General features: G+C 70.8%; 2 protein-coding genes. Both read left to right on the top strand.

Features of this window, described 5'->3' with window-relative positions:
- Nucleotides 1-12 precede the first annotated feature (12 nt).
- Nucleotides 13-378, top strand: a complete 366-nt coding sequence (locus tag ACFYX0_RS26295; protein WP_311695611.1) for a hypothetical protein — start codon at nt 13-15, stop codon at nt 376-378.
- Nucleotides 375-19,304 (top strand): hypothetical protein, encoded by an 18,930-nt coding sequence (locus ACFYX0_RS26290; RefSeq protein WP_388973604.1) that lies wholly within the window; start codon nt 375-377, stop codon nt 19,302-19,304. Before ACFYX0_RS26295 ends, ACFYX0_RS26290 begins: the two co-directional genes overlap by 4 nt.
- The last annotated feature ends 17 nt before the right edge of the window (nt 19,305-19,321 follow it).

The following is a 19,321-nucleotide window of genomic DNA, read 5'->3' as shown; positions in this document are numbered from 1 at the left end:
CGGGAGGAACACATGGCTGACGGCGAGTTCTACGTCGACACCGACGGGCTGCGCAACCAGCTGCCGTATGTGCAGCAGCTGGCGGCGCGGTTCCGTGACATCGGCAAGAGCCTGGAAGGCCGGCTCGGCGAACTGGGCGACTGCTGGGGCGACGACGCCTCCGGTCGGCAGTTCTACGAGCAGTACGCCACGCCCAGGAAGCAGATCATCGACAGCACCGGGCAGATGGGCGAGCTGGTCGACAGCATGCACGACGGCATCCGGACGATGGCCGTCAACCTCGAACGCATGGAGGACCAGAACATCGAGGCGACCAAGCGCCTGGGAACCTCCGAGGTCCACCCTGCCGAGCCCCGGGTGAAGAACACCAAGTCATGAGCATCAACCTGCCCCCGGAACTCGGCTGGGTCGCCAAGCTGGCCGTCGGCCAGGACTGGCCCAAGGGCGACGAGGACAAGCTGCGCAGCCTCGGTGAGGCGTGGGAGGACGCTGCCCGGCAGCTGACCGCCATCAGTCGCGAGATCGATCCCGCGACCAGCGGTGTGCTGCACAGCATCGGCGGACAGGTCGCCGACGAGTTCTCCAACTTCACGCAGCAGCTGAAGTCCAATCTCCCCGACATGGCCGACGCGGCCGGTCAGCTGGGCCAGCTGGGCAAGAACACCGGGCTGCAGGTCGAGTATGCGAAGTACATGATCCTGGCGCAGCTGGTCTGGCTGGCGGTCGAGATCGCCGAACTCGCTTTCTGGGCGCCCGAGGTGATCCCGGCGCTGGTCACCGGCGTGCGGGCGATCGTCAAGATGCTGCTGAAACGGCTGCTGATCTCGATCGCCACCGGTGTCGGGTTCATGGTCGGCATGGACGCGGTGATCCAGGGGATCCAGTTCCTCAAGGGCGACCGCACCAAGTGGGACACCGCGGCCACGCTGCAGGCCGTGGAGGGCGGCGCGATCGGCGGCGCGATCGGCGGCATCTTCTCCGGTGCCGGCTCGGCGTTCGCGCCGAAGTTCGCGGCCTCGCTGATCGGCAAGGGCATCATCGGCGGCGCCTCCAGCGTCGTCACCACCGAGGTCATGGAACAGATCTTCGGCGGCGAGAACGACATGGGCGCCGCCGTGACCTCGGGCATCATCGGCGCGATGGGCGGCGGCGGAGGCCGTCGCCGGTTCGGCGGCGGCGAGCACAACGAGATCCACACCCCGGACATCCATCTGCCGTCCACGCCCGACATCCGCCTCCCGAAGGTCCCCTCCGAGGGCGGGTCCGGCTTCTCCGGGGCGGAGAACTTCGACACCGGCGGCCTGGGCAAGGGCGACGGTCTCGGCAAGGGCAACGGTCTCGGCACGACCGGCCTCGACAAGGGCCTGGGCACGGACGGGCCCCACAGTTCGGGCACGGGCGGCACGCGAGGAACCGGAACCGGTGGCACCGGCGCGGTCGACACGGGCACCGTCAACACGGGTACGGGCGGTGCGCGTACGGGAGGGACCCGCGGGGACGCCGGGGCCGGTTCGGGCCGCGGCACCCCGGCGAGCAACGGCACACCGCGCGGGACCACCGGCACGACCGGCAGCACCACCGGCGGCAACCGCGGCGGGACGACCGAACACGGGACCACCCGGCCGACGACCGAGTCGAGGGGCCCGAGCACGACCGAGGGCGCCACGCGCGGCACGGGCGACACCGCCCCGCACATCCCCACGACCGAGTCCGAGGGGCCCGTCACCGGCGGCAGCCGGGAGACCACCTCGACGCCACACACCCCCACCGAGTCCGCGCCCGCGCCGCACACGTCCTCCGGTGTGCCGGAGCAGACAGGGCCCTCCGGCGGGCTGCCCGGTTTCGAGACCACGCTCAACGGCCACGGCGGGGCCGATCACACCGTCACGCCGCCCGACGAGGGAGCGCCCGCGCCCGTTCACGGCGGTCGGCCCGACACCGTGACGCCCGTACAACACGAGGGCGCGCCCACTCCGCACGAGAACACACCCACGCAGCACACGAACACGCCCACCACCGTGCCGAACCGCCCGCAGGAACCGGGCACCGGCCTGAACGAGCCTCTGGCCCCGGGCAACGCGACGCACCACACGCCGACGCCCGACACGGTGACCCAAGGACACCAGGGTCCAAGCTCCGTGACGGACCATCAGCAGATGCCGAGCAATACGGTGACGGGCCGTCAGCAGCCCCCGGCCTCCGTGGTCGACCAGTCGCAGACCCCGAGCACCGTGGCCGACCGTCCGCAGACCTCCGGCAACGCGACGGACACCCAACGGACTCCCGGCCCCGTCTCCGGCCAGCCGGACACGCCGACCACCGGAACCAACCAGCCGGACACGCCCACCACCGGAACCAACCGGCCGCAGGCCCCGCTGACAGGGACGAACCGTCCGTCCACCGAGTCCGGGGGCACCCCGCGCCCGACCGTGAGCGTGGAGTCGTCGTCCGCCCCACGTCCCGGGACGGAGTCCGCACCGCACCAGGAGTCCACCGCGGCCACACAGCCGCGTCCGTCCACCGCCACCAGCCACTTCCCCGCCACGAACAACGGCACGCGCGCGGACGAGGTCGCACCCCGGGCGCCCCGTCCGCGCCCGGACCCCGAGAGCGGGACGACCACCCCGCAGCACCAGCCGTCGACGCCTCCGGTGCGGCTGTCCACCGGCCACGGACACACGCCCGTCCTGCCGGACGTCCCGCAGCACGAGCCCGGTACGACACGTCACCCGCAGGACCACCAGGACGGCACTCCCGGCGACCACTCCCCGGTCATCACGGACGAGCAGCTCCGGCAGCTCGACACCCTGGTCGTGCCCACGCACGACCCGGACCCGCCGACTCCGTTGCACCAGGCCCCGTCGCCGCCGACGAACCGGCCCGTCTCGCCCGACGCCGGGATCAGGCAGCGCACCGCCGATCTCGACCGCGCCGCGCGTACCGCCGGGATGTCCAAGGACGACCGTGACGCGTACGCCCGCGCCATCCAGGAGGCCACCGCATCCGGCGACTGGGATCGCGCCGGAGAGCACCTCGCCGATTTCCGGGCCCATGTGGAGACGCGCACCACCAACCAGCGCTACGAGGCGTTCCACACGCACGCGCAGGGCGGCTTCGAGCGCCTGACCAACCTCACCGGCTCCAAGGAGGAGTGGCAGAGCAAGGTCGACTCGGTCGAGCAGGCGCGGCGCTCCGGCGCCCCGGACCTGCTCGACAGCAGGCTCAACGAGTACTCCGCGTACGTCGAGAGCCACGTGCCCTCCGGGACACTGACCGGTCAGGACACGCCGCGCCCGTTCCACCAGGACGTCGAGGACGTACGCCAGCGCCTCGCCATGACCACCGACGGGCCCACCGCCGACCGACTGCGCTCTCAGCTGGACGAGCTGCGCAGGGACGCCGAACTGCACGACCGGCTGGCCCGGTTGCGTTCCACCGCCGAGCCCGATCCCGAGACCGCGGCGCTGCACGAGCGGCTCGACAACGCCAGGACGCCGGACGAGGCCGACCGTGCGCTTCGGGACCTGGAGGAACACCGGGAACTGCAGGAGTTGCAGCAGCGCCTCGATCACCTCAAGTCGGACGAGCCGACGCCGGGGCGCACCCCGGCGCGGGGCAGCGAGGAGGACCTGCGCCGCCGTCTCGGCGCGCTCAACGACGGTGTGGACGACCGCGAGCGCGAACTGCGCGAGCAGGTGGACCGGGCGGCCACCGCCGACGGGGCCGGCCGCGCGCTGCGCGAACTCCACGACCACCGCGAGGAGCAGCAGCTCCAGCAGCGACTGGAGCGGCTCAAGTCGGACATTTCCGAGGACCACCCCACCGAGCGGGAGCTGCGCGACCGCCTCGACGCGCTCCACGACGGCGAGGGGGATCCCCGCGCCGCCGAGCTGCGCCGGCAGGCGCAGGAGGCGACCACCGAGCGGGAGGCCAAGGACGCCCTCGACAAGCTGGACCAGCACCTGAGCCGGCGCGAGCAGGACCGCCAGGACCAGGTGCGCGAACTGACGGACCGGCTGGAGCAGTTGCGGGACCAGCGCACCGAGCAGCTGCTCGGGGGCAACACCCGCGATGCCGAGGACACCGGGCGCCGAATCGACGAGGTGCGCGAGGAGTTGTCCTCGCACCGGACGTACGACGAACGCACCAGCACGCTACGGCAGGAGCTGGCGCAGCAGACCGGGAGCCCCGAGGCCCCGGGCCACCTCGACCGCATCACCACCGGAACCGACCAGCACGGCGGCACCGACGCGCACACACCGGCCGAGGAGCACCCACCGGCCGACGAACACACCACGCCCGCGCACGGCGGGACCTCCGCGGAGGGGAACGCGGTCAAGGTCCCCTCGAACCACTCCCCCGCCCGCGACCAGCACTCCCCTGGAGAGCAGGGAGCGAAGCCGGGCACCGGCTCGCGGCCGCCGCACGAGGAAAGGCCGCACCGCCAGGACCAGGGGAACGAGCAACTCGTGGCCCACCGCCCCTCCGAGGACGGCTCCGAGTCCGGCCGGTCGCACGAGGACTCGACCGATCCCCGTCACCATCCGGTGCCCAGCACCAAGGGGCTGGACGAACTGCGCCGCCCCGGCCCGCCGCCCCGTATGAGGCTGAACCGCACCCCGCGCTATGTGGTGCGCTCCGGCTTCGACCAGCGGCGGTTCGCCGTCGGCGACACCCCGTACACCGATCTGACGGTGCGCGTGGCACTGCGCGACGACGGCTCGGGCCTGCACGACGCCGACGACACCTGGAACAGGGCGCAGCAGGGCGTCAAGCAGTACTTCAACGATCCGAAGTACACGCTGCCCAACGGCGACCGGCTGCATGTCACCATCGAGCGCGTCGGACCCGGCGACAAGCCGCACCTGACCGTCGACCTGGTGGGCACGGGCCACGGCATGGACCAGCGCAGCTGGACGCCCGGGGCGAAGCCCGTCGAGTACGCGCACGAGATCTCCCACCAGCTCGGGCTGCGCGACGAGTACGCGGACGAGACCGCACCTCAGCGCCCCCACATCCCGGGCAGTCTGCTGGGCGACGTCCACCAGCGCCCCGAGCACCAGGAACTCACCCACGGCGGCCTGCGCGACCGCCATCTCCACCTCCTCGGCGCCCTCACCGCGGGCCACGACGATCTGCTCTCCCACCAGGGCCACACCGGCGACCACCGGACGGACCACCCGCAGGACCACACCGGCGAGTCGGTCGCGCCGAGGGGTCCGCAGCAGGGCACTCTGCACGACTACCTGCCCCAGAACGAGTGGTGGAAGTTCTACATCGACCCCAAGAACCACGGCGAGGCACAGGCCGCCTTCCCGCACGACCCCGGCTCGTACTACGACCACGACCGCTCTCCCGGGTTCCAGAAGGGCATGGTCGCGGCCTACACGAAGTTCCTGGGTGATCCCGAGACCGTCAAGACGCCGATGGACTCGTCGTCGTACCGGACGTTGCACGGTCTGGCGACGAGCCACCTCGGCCGCGAGCTCGACTGGTCCGGTGGCCGTCCGACGCACTTCCCGTTGCGCGGCGAGACGCTGGCTCCCGACATCTTCGACGAGAAGGTCGGGGACCGGGCCCTCGTCTACGACATGACGACGCACGACTGGTCCAAGGGCCTGCCCAAGCCGCAGCCGGCCACCATCCTCACGCGCTTCCTGCACAACAACCCGGCGTTGTCGACCAACTACCGCAAGGGCGAGGCGCCCGGTCTCGTCGACACGGTGTTCCACCAGCACTACGAGCGGGTCGACGAGCCCGGCGTCGACGACAGGACGAAGCTCGCCTCGATCGCCCGTACGGTCCGCTCACTGCATGTGATCCACCCCTTCGAGGACGGCAACCTCCGTTCCAACGTCCAGATCCTGCTGCCGAAGCTGCTGCTGGAGCAGGGCTACCGGCCGATCGTGCCGGACGACATGTACAGCCTGTTCCAGGGCGGCCGTTCGGTGAACGAGATGGTCGACTCCCTGGTGCGCAACGGCGCTCTGGACACCGGCCGGCCGCACCTGTCCGGCGACCAGGGCGCCTCGGACCAGGTCGCGCCGAAGCTCCCCGGCTCCTCCACCGATGGCGCCGGCGTGCACGACGGCACCCAGCACCTGCCTCCGGTGCTGTCCGACGGCCAGGGGCACGGACAGCACCAGCAGCAGCACGACGATCCGGCTGACGACCCCGCCTGGCAGCACTCGCGTGACCAGGCGCCCGCCGTCCCACGGCAGCACACCTGGGTGGACCCGGTCTCCGACCCCACACGGCAGCACGAACCGGCGACCACACCGCACGAGGACCAGCCCGCACCGCACCAGGAACAGACGACGCCGCACAAGGAACAGGCATCGCCGCACGAGGAACAGGCGACGTCCCATACGCCGAAGCCCGGCGAGGTCGACGCACACACGGCACGTCAGACCTACGGCATGCCGGAGAAGAACTTCAAGGGGTTCCGCCAGATCGCGCGGGACAAGGGCCTGGTCATCGACGTCCGCCCGACCAACCCCACCGCACCCAAATGGCTCGACGCCGGAGCCATGGCCAAGCCACAGGCCGTCAAGGCCAAGACCATCAACGAGGCCGACGTCCACCTCGGCGCCGACCCCAAGAACATCGGACTCGTCGGCTACTTCAAGCCCAAGACACCCGACCAGGCCAGCGTTCCCCCCGGCGACTGGGACAAGGTCGTCTCCCGCTACAACCAGCGCTCGACCGAGTACCGCGAACTCGCCGCGAAGATGACGGCGTACGAGACGGACAACAAGTTCACCGTCAAGGACGGCGTGGTCTACGGCATCGACGAGGGCGGCACCCAGCGCCCCATCACCGGCGACCACGACCTGTTCGACATCTCCACCCCGGGCGGCACGCGGATCCCGCATCCCGAGCACGACAAGCTGATCAAGGAGATGCAGGCCAAGGACATCGCCGTCATGCACGGCGCCCATATGTTCTGGAACCCGCCCTCCCCCTTCAGCAAGTCCGTCTTCGACAAGATCGTCGGCTCCCACCAGGGCCCCGACGGCGAACCTCTGCTGCGCTTCCGCCCCGAGAACGACCACGCCGAACTCACCTGGACCGAACCGCTCAAGACCGGTGAGGTCAACTCGTACACCGCGCGCCAGACCTATGGCATCCCGGAGAAGAACTTCAAGGGGTTCCGCCAGATCGCGCGGGACAAGGGCCTGGTCATCGACGTCCGCCCGACCAACCCCACCGCACCCAAATGGCTCGACGCCGGAGCCATGGCCAAACCGCAGGACATCAAGGCCAAGACCATCAACGAGGCCGACGTCCACCTCGGCGCCAACCCCAAGAACATCGGACTCGTCGGCTACTTCAAGCCCAGGACGCCCGACGAGAGCACCGTCCCCCCGGGCGACTGGGACAAGGTCGTCTCCCGCTACAACCAGCGCTCGACCGAGTACCGCGAACTCGCCGCGAAGATGGCGCTGCTGGACAAGAAGAACAAGTTCACCGTCGTGGACGGCGTGGTCCACGGCGTCGGTGAGGGCGGCACCCAGCGTCCCATCACCGGCGACCACGACCTGTTCGACATCTCCACCCCGGGCGGCACCCGCATCCCGCTGGAGGAGCACGACGCGCTGATCCAGGAGATGCAGGCCAAGGACATCGCCGTCATGCACGGCGCCCATATGTTCTGGAACCCGCCCTCCCCCTTCAGCAAGTCCATTTTCGACAAGATCGTCGGCTCCCACCACGGTCCCGACGGCGAACCTCTGCTGCGCTTCCGCCCCGAGAACGACCACGCCGAACTCACCTGGACCCGGCGTCCGGAGGAGTCGCACGAGGACGAGGCCCCGTCGGACGGCGGCACGGACAAGGACACCGGCGGCGGACGCGACCAGCAGGACCCCAAAGACCACGAGGGCCACGAGGGCCGGCAGGACCACGGCGACCACCAGGACCGGGGTGACGAGCGCAAGGGCCGAGGTGACGAGCACAAGGACGGGGACCAGGGTCGGACCCTCACCAAGGAAGAGCCCCGCGAGAAGCCGCAGCAGGAGCCCCTCGACCAGGAGCCGCCCGAGGCGCACACCCTGCATGAGCCCGAGGACCCCGCCAAGGAGGCTCCCAAGGCCGAGCCGGAGAAGGACCACTCCCCGGCCAAGGACCACGCGTCCGACAAGGACGAGACTTCCTCCAAGGACCACACCTCCGCCAAGGACCACTCGTCCGACAAGGACCACTCGTCCGACAAGGACCACACACCCACGAAGGAACACACTCCCGCCAAGGACGACAGCACCCCCGGCGACGAACAGCAGGAGAAGCCGCCCGCGCCCCCGCAGAAGGACCCCGCCCCGGTCCTCGACGGTCGGCACACGGAGTCCCTCGCCGGCAAGAAGATCACCGAGGACCCGGGTCCGGAGGGCGTGCGTACCCGGGTCGAGACGCTGCTCGGCGGCCACGGCAAGGACACGTCCGTCGTGCAGCGCCTGGACGCCGCCCTCGATCCCGCAAACTTCCGCAAGCAGCACGGCGCGATGGTCAACGGCGGCTGGCGCTTCACCGTCCATGTGGACGGCAGGCCCTACGAGGTCGAGGTGAAGGCCACCGCCTCCCCCTGGCGCCTCGACGCCACGACCGATGCCGCCAAGGACAACGACGGCGAGGGCTTCGGCGTACCGTCCGAGTCGACGCGCGACTCCGACCCGCGCAAGACGGAGATGACCTCCTCGGAGGCGGGCCTGGAGTTCGGGCCGACCATCATCCGTCCCGTCAACAGCGAGCTGTCGGTCCTCGTCACCCCCTCCGGGAAGCTGGGCGGCGCCACGCACGGCCGTGAGACCACGGTCAAGTCGTCGGTCCAGACGGCGAACCAGATCGCCTTCACCGGCAAGACCGACAGCTACACGTCCGACTTCACGTACCAGGTGAAGGTCACGGACCATCAGGGCACCCAGCTCGGCGCCACGGGCACCCATGACGCCGTCATCGGCAAGGTCCGCGCGGACGTGCCCCGGCCGGAGGACCTGGCCAACGGCCGGCCGCGCACCTGGCAGGGCTGGGACCACGCTCGCACGGACCGGCCGAACACCTCCGCCGCGCCGGCCTCCCGGACCCCCAAGCCCGCCTCCGGCCACCCGGTGTCGATCACCGGTCTCGACACGGCACGGAACGCGGTCTACGAGGCACTGCCGCGCGAGGCGCGCCCGGACGGCACCGCGCACCGGGACATCGAGGACTTCTTCCAGCCGTCCAATGTCATCAACGAGTTCGAGCACGCCTCGGGTTGGGGTCTGCTGTCGAAGCCGCTGACGCTCAGCGACGGCAGCAAGGCTCATCTGCATCTGACGGTGGAGCCGGACGACTCCCAGGCCCTGCACACCGTGGACGACAAGGCCACCCTGGGGTCGAAGTCGACGGGCGAGCACGGCCAGAACCGTACGGAGAACAGTTCCTGGTCACTGGGCCTCAGCGGCGGTGCCACCGGCCAGGTGTGGAAGGCGAAGGACAGCTCCGAGTCCACGTGGCTGACCGGTACCGCCGGCTACACGGGCTCCAGCAACCTCACCCACGGCGCCAAGGGCAAGAACGCCATCGGCACCGAGTCCAGCCATGAGCACTCCGGCAAGGCCGACCTGGTCGCGACCAACGTGCGGCTGCGTGTCCAGCTGATACGGCACCAGTTGCGGCCGGGGCTCGACGGGCTGCGCGGCACCAGCACCACGAAGATCGGGGACCACACCCCGCCGCCCTCCGAGCAGCGTCCGACGGACGCCGCCGGCCACGTCGCCATCACCATCAACCCGCAGAACGGCGAGGTGCTCCGCGCCGTCCCGCACGAGGGGTCCACGCCTGCCACCACCGGAGACCACCCGCCGCTCGACGCCGGCCGGCTGACCGGCCCGGTCACGGCCCAGCGCACGACGTTCCTGGACTTCCCCGGTTCGTCGGAGCTGGAGGACCACATCGTGCGCGAGATGTGGAAGAGCTCGCCCGGTGTGCTGCCGCCGCCCGAGGCGATCCACCCCAGCACCACCACGGCACACGACGGTGCGAGCACCACGAACCGTCCCCGGATCACCCCCGAGGCCTGGGAGAACCTGCGTTCGCTGCGTCAGCAGCTCGCCCCCTCACGGCTGCGCGACTCCGGTCCGAAGCTGCTCGACGGCTCCTACCGGATCACGCTGAAAGGCTCGCATCTGCCACTGCGCGACGGCCGGACCCACGAGATCGTGATCAAGGCCGAGCCGTCCAAGGGCGACTATGTGCGCTCGGGCAAGTCGACGACGAAGGCCGTGACCACCCGGACGACCGGAGCCGACAAGACCGTCACACGCAGCGCGAAGCACGTCGTCAACCTGGCGGGCAGCGTGCGCAGTTCACTGGACCACCCGGATGTGACGCGCGGCTTCGGCATCGGCAGCCTCGACATCACCGCGCACAACCCCTCGCACGGTCTGACCATGGGTGCCGAGACCGAGGTCAAGCGGCAGTTCTCCCTGGAGGCGGACACCGACGTCTACGCCCACCCGGTGACGTACCACGTCATGGTCGGCGTCGAGAACCCGAAGCAGCCCATCACACATCTGTCCACCGACGCGCCCTCGCCCCACATGCAGCACACCAAGCAGGTGAAGCCGGACGGCCACCTCACGGTCGAGGTCGCGCGGAAACCGGAGACCACCGGCACCGACACCGCGCCGCCGCGGACCATCCCCAAGCTGGACGTGCTGCCGCAGCGCCACGCGATCCGCCATGTCACCGGCTCCGACGACTTCCGCGACACGGCGAAGCGGTCGCTGACCAGCGCCTTCGAGAAGAAGAACGACGCGTCGACGCCCGACCTGAAGGAGGCGCTCGATGGCATCACCGATGAGGACCATCTGCGGTCCATGGTCTCCGCGTCGCACGGCGGGTGGGCCAACAGCGGCGACGAGCAGGTCGGTTCGGGCCGCAACCGCGACACCATCGGACTTTCGGCCCGGACCCGTCTGAGCAACTTCAGGTTCCACGAGACGCTGCCCGGCGAGGGCAAGCTGGAGATCGAGACCAAGTCCAGCGGGTCCACCGCCGTGGCGGACAAGTCCTCCCGGGCCTTCAAGGCGGGACTCGGCTTCGACGCCGGGCGATTCCCGTCCAAGGACAGCCCCGACGCGTCCCTTCAGGTGCGCGGCGGTTTCAAGGGCAAGGGCGGCGCCGGCTACAACAGCAGCGAGAACGTCAAGCAGAAGATGACCACGTCGCGGAAGGCGGCGTACAAGGGCACCTGGCACGTCTACGAGGCGGACGCGGACCTCACCGTCCAGGGCCGCATCACCGACGCGAAGGGCAACGTCACCCTCGGAAACCCGCAGACCAGCAAACACCGGGTGGTGGTGCTGCTCTCCGACGACGACGTACGCGAGCTCGGCACCGACGGGACCAGCGACACCACGAGCCCGGCCCCCTCGGGCACACGGCAGGCGCCGCTGCTGACCTCCGGGCTGCTCGGCGGGGCCATCGCCGACATCCCGAAGTCCGACGAGATCCTCGGCGAGATCGACCGGCAGATCCGCCGGCTGGACACGCCCGCCGACGTACCGGAGACGGCGCTGCCCTTCGCGGGGACGTTCTCGCCGGAGAACCTCTCGGCCAACTACGAGGACCTGGTGGGCCGGGGCATCCTCGACTACCACGTCCACGAGTCCCGCACCCAGCGCGTGATCACCGAGGTGCTGGTACGCGGCATCCCGCAGGGCAAATGGACCGACGAGGGCGACCACTCCACCGGCGACACCACCCGCAAGGTCAGCATCGCGCAGACGGTCAAGGGCGGCGCGGGTCACAACTGGTCGCTGGGCGCCGACGGCAACTTCCGTGTGTCCTACGCCCCGGTGGTCAAGCCCAAGCCCGGCCAGGACGCGGCCGAGGTCAAGGCCGAGGAGAAGAAGTCCGGCCTGGGCAGCATCGCGTGGGCCCCGTCCGGCGGTGCAGAGGGCAGCCGGACCAAGAGCGCCGACAGCGGTGTCACCACCAAGGTCGAGCACAAGACGTCGAAGTTCGGCGACACGGTGAAGTTCTCCAACCGGATGCGCTTCGAGGTCACCGTGACCCAGCGCACCGAGTACGGACGCTTCGTCAACCTCGGCAAGCCCCGGCCCGTCGACCCGTCGTGGCCGGTCCACGCCTACGTCCCCAAGTCACTCACCGAGACCGCCGAACAGGCCGCCGCACACGAGCAGCAGCCCCAGCAGCCGCCGCAGCCGCCCCAGGTCCACGACGGCGGCAACACCATGGAGATGCAGCCGATCACTGCCTCGCAGGCCGATCGGGACCGCTGGCAGGCATCGCTGGACTCCGCCCACGACCTCGTGGGCTTCGACCACCCCGACGCACTGCTCGACCATGCGCAGACGGTGCTCACCACGCCCCGTCCCTGGTCCGACAGCGCACTCGGCAAGGCAGGGTCCGCCATCTCCTGGGGACTGGGCTCGGCCGCCTCGACGGTCGGCCGCTGGGCCGGAGCCATGACCCCCGACGCCGCGCACAAGCTGGTCAACTCCTTCATCTCCGACCCCCGGCTGGACGGCACCGACAACGCCCTGGTCAGGGAGCAGCGCCTGCCGCTGGAGCAGCAGGTGTCGCTGCGCCAGGCACTCTCCTCGTCCACCCTGCCCACGGTGTTCCACCAGCTCAAGGACGCCGCGAACGGCTACCGCACGGTCCCGTTCGGCGCCGACGGCAAGACCGGCCTGGAAGTCCATCTGCAGCCCACCGGGGAGGCGCAGGAGATCTCCACGCGGGACAAGGGCAGCGACGAGATCACCGTCTCCACGGAGCACGAGTCGTCCGCGACCGCGAGCAACGGCCTCAACGCGAGCCTGACGCCCCTGGCCGTCCCCGTGATCACCAAGAACCCGGCCGTCGTCGTCCCCCTCCCGACGAGCGCGCTGAAGGTGGACCGCGACCAGACGTTCGAGAGCAGTTCGCCGGTGACCCGCAAGCCCGGCGTCCCGACCCGCACCCTCACGCCCCCGGACCTCCCGCACGGCAAGGAGGCCGCCGAGCCCGGCAAGGCCACGCTCAAGGGCGCGCATGTGCTGATGCGGCAGCCGGTGCGGCTGACCACCCAGAAGTACGACGAGAACGGCACGTACGGGAACACGTCGCAGACCGACGGCCACGTCTACTACTGGACGGCCAAGAAGACCGACGAGACCACCACACCGTCCACGACCACCGACCACACCCCGAAGACACCCGACCTGACGAAGCCGGCGGACGACACCACACAGCAGGTGAAGGACGCGGACTCCACCTCTCGGCAAGTGAAGGAGACGGAGGGCACCAAGCAGCAGGTGCAGCTGAAGGACGCGGAGGACAACGAACAGCAGGTCAAGGCCCCTGAAAACGACAAGCAGCAGGCCAAGGCTCCGGAAGACACCGAACAGCAGGCCAAGGCTTCGGGAGACGTCGAATCACCGGCGAAGGCCCCTGAGGACGTCAGGCAACCGGAGAAGACGCACGAGGCGGTCAAGCCCGCCGAGGAGACGTCGGGCACCATCAAGCCTCCGGTGAAGGCTCCGGAAGCCCCCGCACCGGTCGCCAAGCACGATGCGACCACAACCACCACCACAACCACCACCACGACCACGACCACGACCACCAGCACGCACCACGTCACCACCGGCGTCCAGCAGACGAAGCCGGACGCGGCGGAGACCACGGTCGTCCAGCAGCCGACGCCCCGCGTCCAGGTGCCGGGCGACGGCCGGTGTCTGCTCTACTCCGTGGTGGCGAGCACCCCGCCCGAGCACTGGCCCGCCGCACTGCACCAGGGGTCCCCCGGGAACGCGCACACCCAGCACGGGGCGGTGCTGCGCCAGATCCGCACCCAGCAAGGCCCCGTCAGGTCCGACAGTCCCCTGGGCCGCGCCGCGGAAGCCCTCCGCCAGATGGTGCTGCGCACCGTACGGACGACGCCGCCGGAGCGTCTCCCGTTCGACGTGACCGAGTTGTACCGCCGCAGCCAGGAGAACCAGCTCCGGCAGCAACTGCAGACCCAGAGCCTCGACGCGCTCCAGGCACGATTGCATGCCGACGGTGTCGACCACGTCATGTCCCCGGACTGGCTCCGCCCGGAGGCTCTGCGCAATCTCTACGTGGACGCGCGGACCCAGGAGCTGATGGGCGCACCGCACCACCTCCCCGCGCAGGAAGCGGCCGAGCGCGCGGCCAACGAGGTGCCGGAGACGACGGACCACCAGGGCAACTGGACCCTGGGAGACACCGCCCTGGCACCGCGCGCCCAGTTCGCCTACGTCACCGGGCGCTTCGGTCCCCTGGCCCTGGAGTACATCGACAGCCATGACCGTATGGTCGGCGCCGTCGTCGACTCGGCGCTGCACCGGCCGTTGACGCAGGCGGAGCACCGGGCACTCACCAGGGCCCTGGAGAACTGGGTGCCGGGCAACGACGCGTGGAACACCAACGAGGGCGAGATGTTCCCCGCGCTGGTGGCCCACACCCTCGGCGTCCAGCTGCGTACGATCCAGTCGACCGGCGGCGGCACGGCCCATCTGCGCACGGTCGGACCGGAGAACACCGGCCGTTCGATCGATGTGTACTACAACGGGCACAACCACTACGACGCCAGCCAGACGCCGACGCAGCGCCCGCCCACCATGACCGACGAGGTCGCCCCCAAGGCACCGAGGGCACTCCAGTCCGCTCCCGCCACGAGCGCCACACACGACCCGGCCACCGACCACACGCCGCGCCGGCAGACTCACGACGACAATCCGGAGTCCCACGACGGCGGCCGACAATTCCACGCCGATGACCGACAACCCCACGACGACAACCGGCAGACCCACGACGACAACCGACAACCCCACGACGACAACCGGCAGACCCACGAGGGAGACCGGCAGACCCACGCCCACAACCGCCACACCCCCGCCACCGTCACACCCCGTCGCGTTCTCAACCACGCACCACGCTTCGTGGTCCGGTCCGCCTTCGACGCGCGCACCTTCCGCGTCGGCGAGACCACCGTCACCGACCTGACCGTGCGCGTCGCCTTCCGGGGCGGCTCGGGGCACGACACCGAGACTCCGTGGCAGCGGCTGCAACAGGGCGCCGAGGAGTACTACAACCGCCCGGGGCACCGCCTTCCCAACGGCAACCTGCTGCACGTGACGGTGGAACGCGTGGCCGAGGACGCCGATCCCCATCTGGTCGTCGACCTCGCCGGCCGCGACCGCCCCATGGACCAGCGCACCTGGTGGCCGGACGCGGATCCCGTGGCGTACGCCCATGAGCTGGGCCACCAGCTCGGTCTGCGCGACGAGTACCGCGAGGACGACGAGGGGCCGGGGCGCGCCCAGGTGCCGGGCAGCCTGCTGGGCGACTTCCACCAGCCGGCGCCGTACGGTCTCGCCCAGGGCGGGCTGCGCGGCCGTCACCTCCAACTGCTCGGCGCGCTCGTCGGGGACGTCCCGGAGCCCGCCACGGACCACGGTGTGGGCCACCCCGAGACCCAGGAGCCCCCGAGGACGTCGTCGGCCTCCACCGACGACGTCTCCGCGACCGACGTGCGGCAGCACGCGGACCACACCCCGCTGTCGCGGGACCCCCGCTGGCACGACGCCCGCTCGGCCGCCCCGCCGGTGACCCGGCGCCATGCCTGGGTCGACCCGGTGACCGACCCGGACCGCGGCGCGGCCTCGCACGACGACACCGCAGCCCACGACCCGCACATGCCACGCAACGAGCACGACGCTCCCGAGGCGTACCCGGACGAGGAGCAGGACTGGTCGCGGGTCCTGGAGGAGTACACGGACGAACGGGCGCGCGAGTACGAGTGGCTGGACCGCCTCTACGGCGACTCACTCGGCCCGGAGGCGTACGAGAGCGCCCACGGCGCCCTGCTCACGCTGCGGGCGATGGATCTGCCCCGTACGACACCGGACACCGCCGGCCGCCCGCATCTGGAAGCGCTGGCCCGGCAGGTGCTGCATCTGGACACCGCGCCGACCGAGGACGACTACCGGTATCTGCTGTCGCTCACCGCGCACGCCGGACCCGAGTCGATCACGGACGCCTCCGCGCTCGCCGCGCACTTCCTGGTGACGGAGCACGCCGCGCTGGACGACCACACCGTGCTGGTCGACGGGTCGGGATACGCGGCCGGGCGCGACTGGACGGGTTCGAGGGCGAACCCGCCCGATCTGACGAAGTACACGGTGACCGGCCCGGACGGGCAGCCGACGGAGCATCCGGCACCGTGGCACGACCCGTATGTGGTCACCGCGCAGGGGACCCCGGATCACCTCGTCCTGATGGCGGGCGGCCGCGCGATCCATGTCACCGACCCGGAGGAGTTCGCCGCACTCGTCGCCCGTGACCCGCTGCGCGGCGAGGGCCAGGACATCCTGCTAGTCGTCTCCCAGGGGCAGGACCACGGGCTCGCTCAGCTCATCGCGGGCCGGACCGGGACGGCGGTGTGGTCGACCGACTCCCATGTGCGTACCGCGACCGACTGGGAGACCGGAGCCGAACACCTCGACCTGCTCGGCGGCAGCGGCAGCTGGGCACTGCACCTGGGCGGCGAGGGCGGTCTGCTGGACCTGTTCGACGGGCTCAGCCTCGGCCACGACTCCGCCGCGGAGGACCACGCCCTCGTGGCCACGGTCCACGACCCCGTGACCCCGGACCACGCCCCTGTGACGCGCCCCGTGGCACCGGGTCACGACCCCGGCGGCCCCGACTACGCGAGCAAGCTGCACCCGCCGCGGGACGCCAGCGAGTCGGCGCTGTCCCCGACGGACCTGGTGGACCGCCTCCGGGCCCGGCCGCTGACGACCACCGACTACAGGGTGATCGGGACCACCCCCGACACCGTGCTGTTCGAAGAACCGACCGGCATGTACCACGCCGCCTACGACTACCGTCGGACAAGCTCCGACAACATCCCGCAGCTGAGGGTGCCCGCGCAGGGCATGAGGCAGACACTGGTCCACGAACACCCGCCGTTGCATGTCTCGGGGGACCTGTCACTGGCCCACCGCCAGTACGGCTACGGCCAGCAGATCTTCGCCACCGCCAAGGCCGTCGACGCGGCAAACCGGCAGTTGTCGCTCGCGGGCAGCCTGGTGCGGCTCAAGACGGACGGCCTCGCACTGCACGTCGCCGACGGCGAGGGCGGCCATCGCGAACTGGTGCGTGTCACCCCGCAGTTCCTCACCCGCTCCGGCAAGTCGGAGGAGGAGGTCTGCCGTGACTTCGCCCAGATGGTGTCGGGCGGCGTGCCCGCGTCACACGTGGTCTTCCGGGATCCCGACGGCACCGGTGTGGCCACGGGCCCGATCAACGCGCTGGGACGCACCGAGGTCACCGGCATCCACTACCTCGCGGAGGCTCTCAGCCACGTGGCCGACGGGCGGGAGCCGACCGGGCCCATGGATCCGTCGTGGGCCGCGCGCCAGGTGCTGCGGGACGACCGGCTCATCGCCGAGAGCGACGGTCCCACACCGGGCAGGTCCTACGGCAGCGCGCTGAGCTACGACCCGCTGGACAACCCGCGGCGCGACGTGCTCTCCGACGCGGCGCGCGGGATCGGCATCAACGAGCACGCCTGGGCGAAGGTCGGCGAGACCTACCTCGTGCACTCGATCAACGCGCTGGACGAGAACGGCTTCCCGAGCCTGGCGCACAACTACGCCAAGCCGAGCGCGCCGGAGGGCCGCCACTTCGGCTACCACTTCGCCGCCGTCGTGCTCTCCAGCGAGGACGGCAAGCACCAGATCACGCTGGAGAACTTCGCCCGGCGCGCCCAGATCGCCGGCACCATGCGATCGGTCGTGGCGGAGAACCTCAGGAGTACCTCGCCGAACGGTTTCCGGAGGCTGCACGCCGCCGTCAGCGACGAGCTGGACCGTCAGCGGGCGGGGGGTGCCGACGAAGCCACGCTCAAGAGGCTGGGCCGCCACCTGGACCTGGTCGACGCGCTCACCAAGGCGGCGGACGCGCGGCGAGCGGTCGGTACGACGACTCCGGGGAGCCCGCAGGAAGCGGCCGCCAAGGCGGAGTACGAGCGCACGGTCAAGGTCGCCGAGGCGCGGATGAAGCAGGCGGCGGACCTGCCCAAGGGCAGCGAGCTGTGGCACTTCCGGATGTTCTCCCAGCGTCCCGGTGAGACCATGCACGAGGTGAGCGCGGACCTCCTCAGTTCCGTTCCGTCGGCCGAGGCCAACCCGCTGACGTCCGTGATCGTGCACGGTCACCGGCTCCCCAACGTGGACATCGGGTTCGACCAGGGCTCCCGGCAGATCAGCAAGGTCGAGGCCCGCAAACTGACCTATGTGGCCGAGCATGTGGTGCGCGCCGGACTGTGGAACCACTACAACGGGCTGCCGCTGCCCCGGCTCACCGTGACCGGGCGCGGCAACAACCGCCGTCCCACGCTGGGCGGGGTCTTCCCCGACGGCGCCCAGGGCCGGGCCGAGGCCGTCCACCGGGAACTCCGGGACCGGCTGGACCGCCACCTCATCAACTACCAGCACGGTTCGGCACAACCGCATCTGACCGCGGCCGACTTCCCGGTCACGGTCACCACCGAGCGCACCCCGTCCTCCGGCGACCCCGAGCACGGCCGCCGGACGACGGTGACGGTGCACGATCCGCGGCAGGGCGACGCCCCCGCGGCCCCGCCGACCCGCCCCCGCCGGGGGCCGGGCACCACGGAGGTGCAGCCCCGGGCGCCCCGGCCCCCGCAGGAGCAGCAGCACACGGCACAACCACAGCCGCACGCGCGGCCGCAGGCCGTAGCCCATGAGGCCGCGGCGCATGAAGGAGTGCCACATGAAGGAGTGCCGCAGGAGAGCGTGCCGCAGCCGTCCTACCGCAGCGAGCGGCTGACCATCGGAGGGGTCGAGTTCGCGGACGGATCCGCCGAGCTGACGGGACCCCAGCGGGAGACGGTGCACAGGCTGGCCGCCGAGGTGGCGTGGGCCTCGCTGGCGAACGTCAGGGCGGGCTTCCCGCCGCCGCGCGTCGAGGTGGTCGGCCACGCCAACGGGATGCGGGGCGGACTTCCGCACTTCGGCGAGGCGCTGCGGCGCGGGCAGGCGCGCGCGGACGGCGTGGCCGGCATCTTCCGCTCGGCACTGGCGGTTCACCTCGCGCGTCTCCAGGCCGACATGGAGACCGTCATGGTCCCCGAGGACGTCGAGATCGCGACGCGGTCCGAGGGCAATGTGCTGCCCGGCGACAGCGCGTCGGACTCGGATCCGATGAGCGCACGACGTCGTGCGCTCGTCCTGATCGACCTGCCCCGGCCCCGGACCGCCGAGGAGTGACGAGTCGACGCCGGCCG

Origin of the sequence: Streptomyces sp. NPDC002573, assembly GCF_042889625.1 — a bacterium.
GTDB classification, from domain to species: Bacteria; Actinomycetota; Actinomycetes; order Streptomycetales; family Streptomycetaceae; genus Streptomyces; species Streptomyces gibsoniae.
Note: the sequence above shows the minus strand (reverse complement) of the source record. Positions and strands in the feature narration are given on the sequence as shown.

Coding starts and splice junctions, on each gene's coding strand:
- ACFYX0_RS26295 (WP_311695611.1), top strand. CDS start 13: ATGGCTGACGGCGAGTTCTACGTCGACACCGACGGGCTGCGCAACCAG.
- ACFYX0_RS26290 (WP_388973604.1), top strand. CDS start 375: ATGAGCATCAACCTGCCCCCGGAACTCGGCTGGGTCGCCAAGCTGGCC.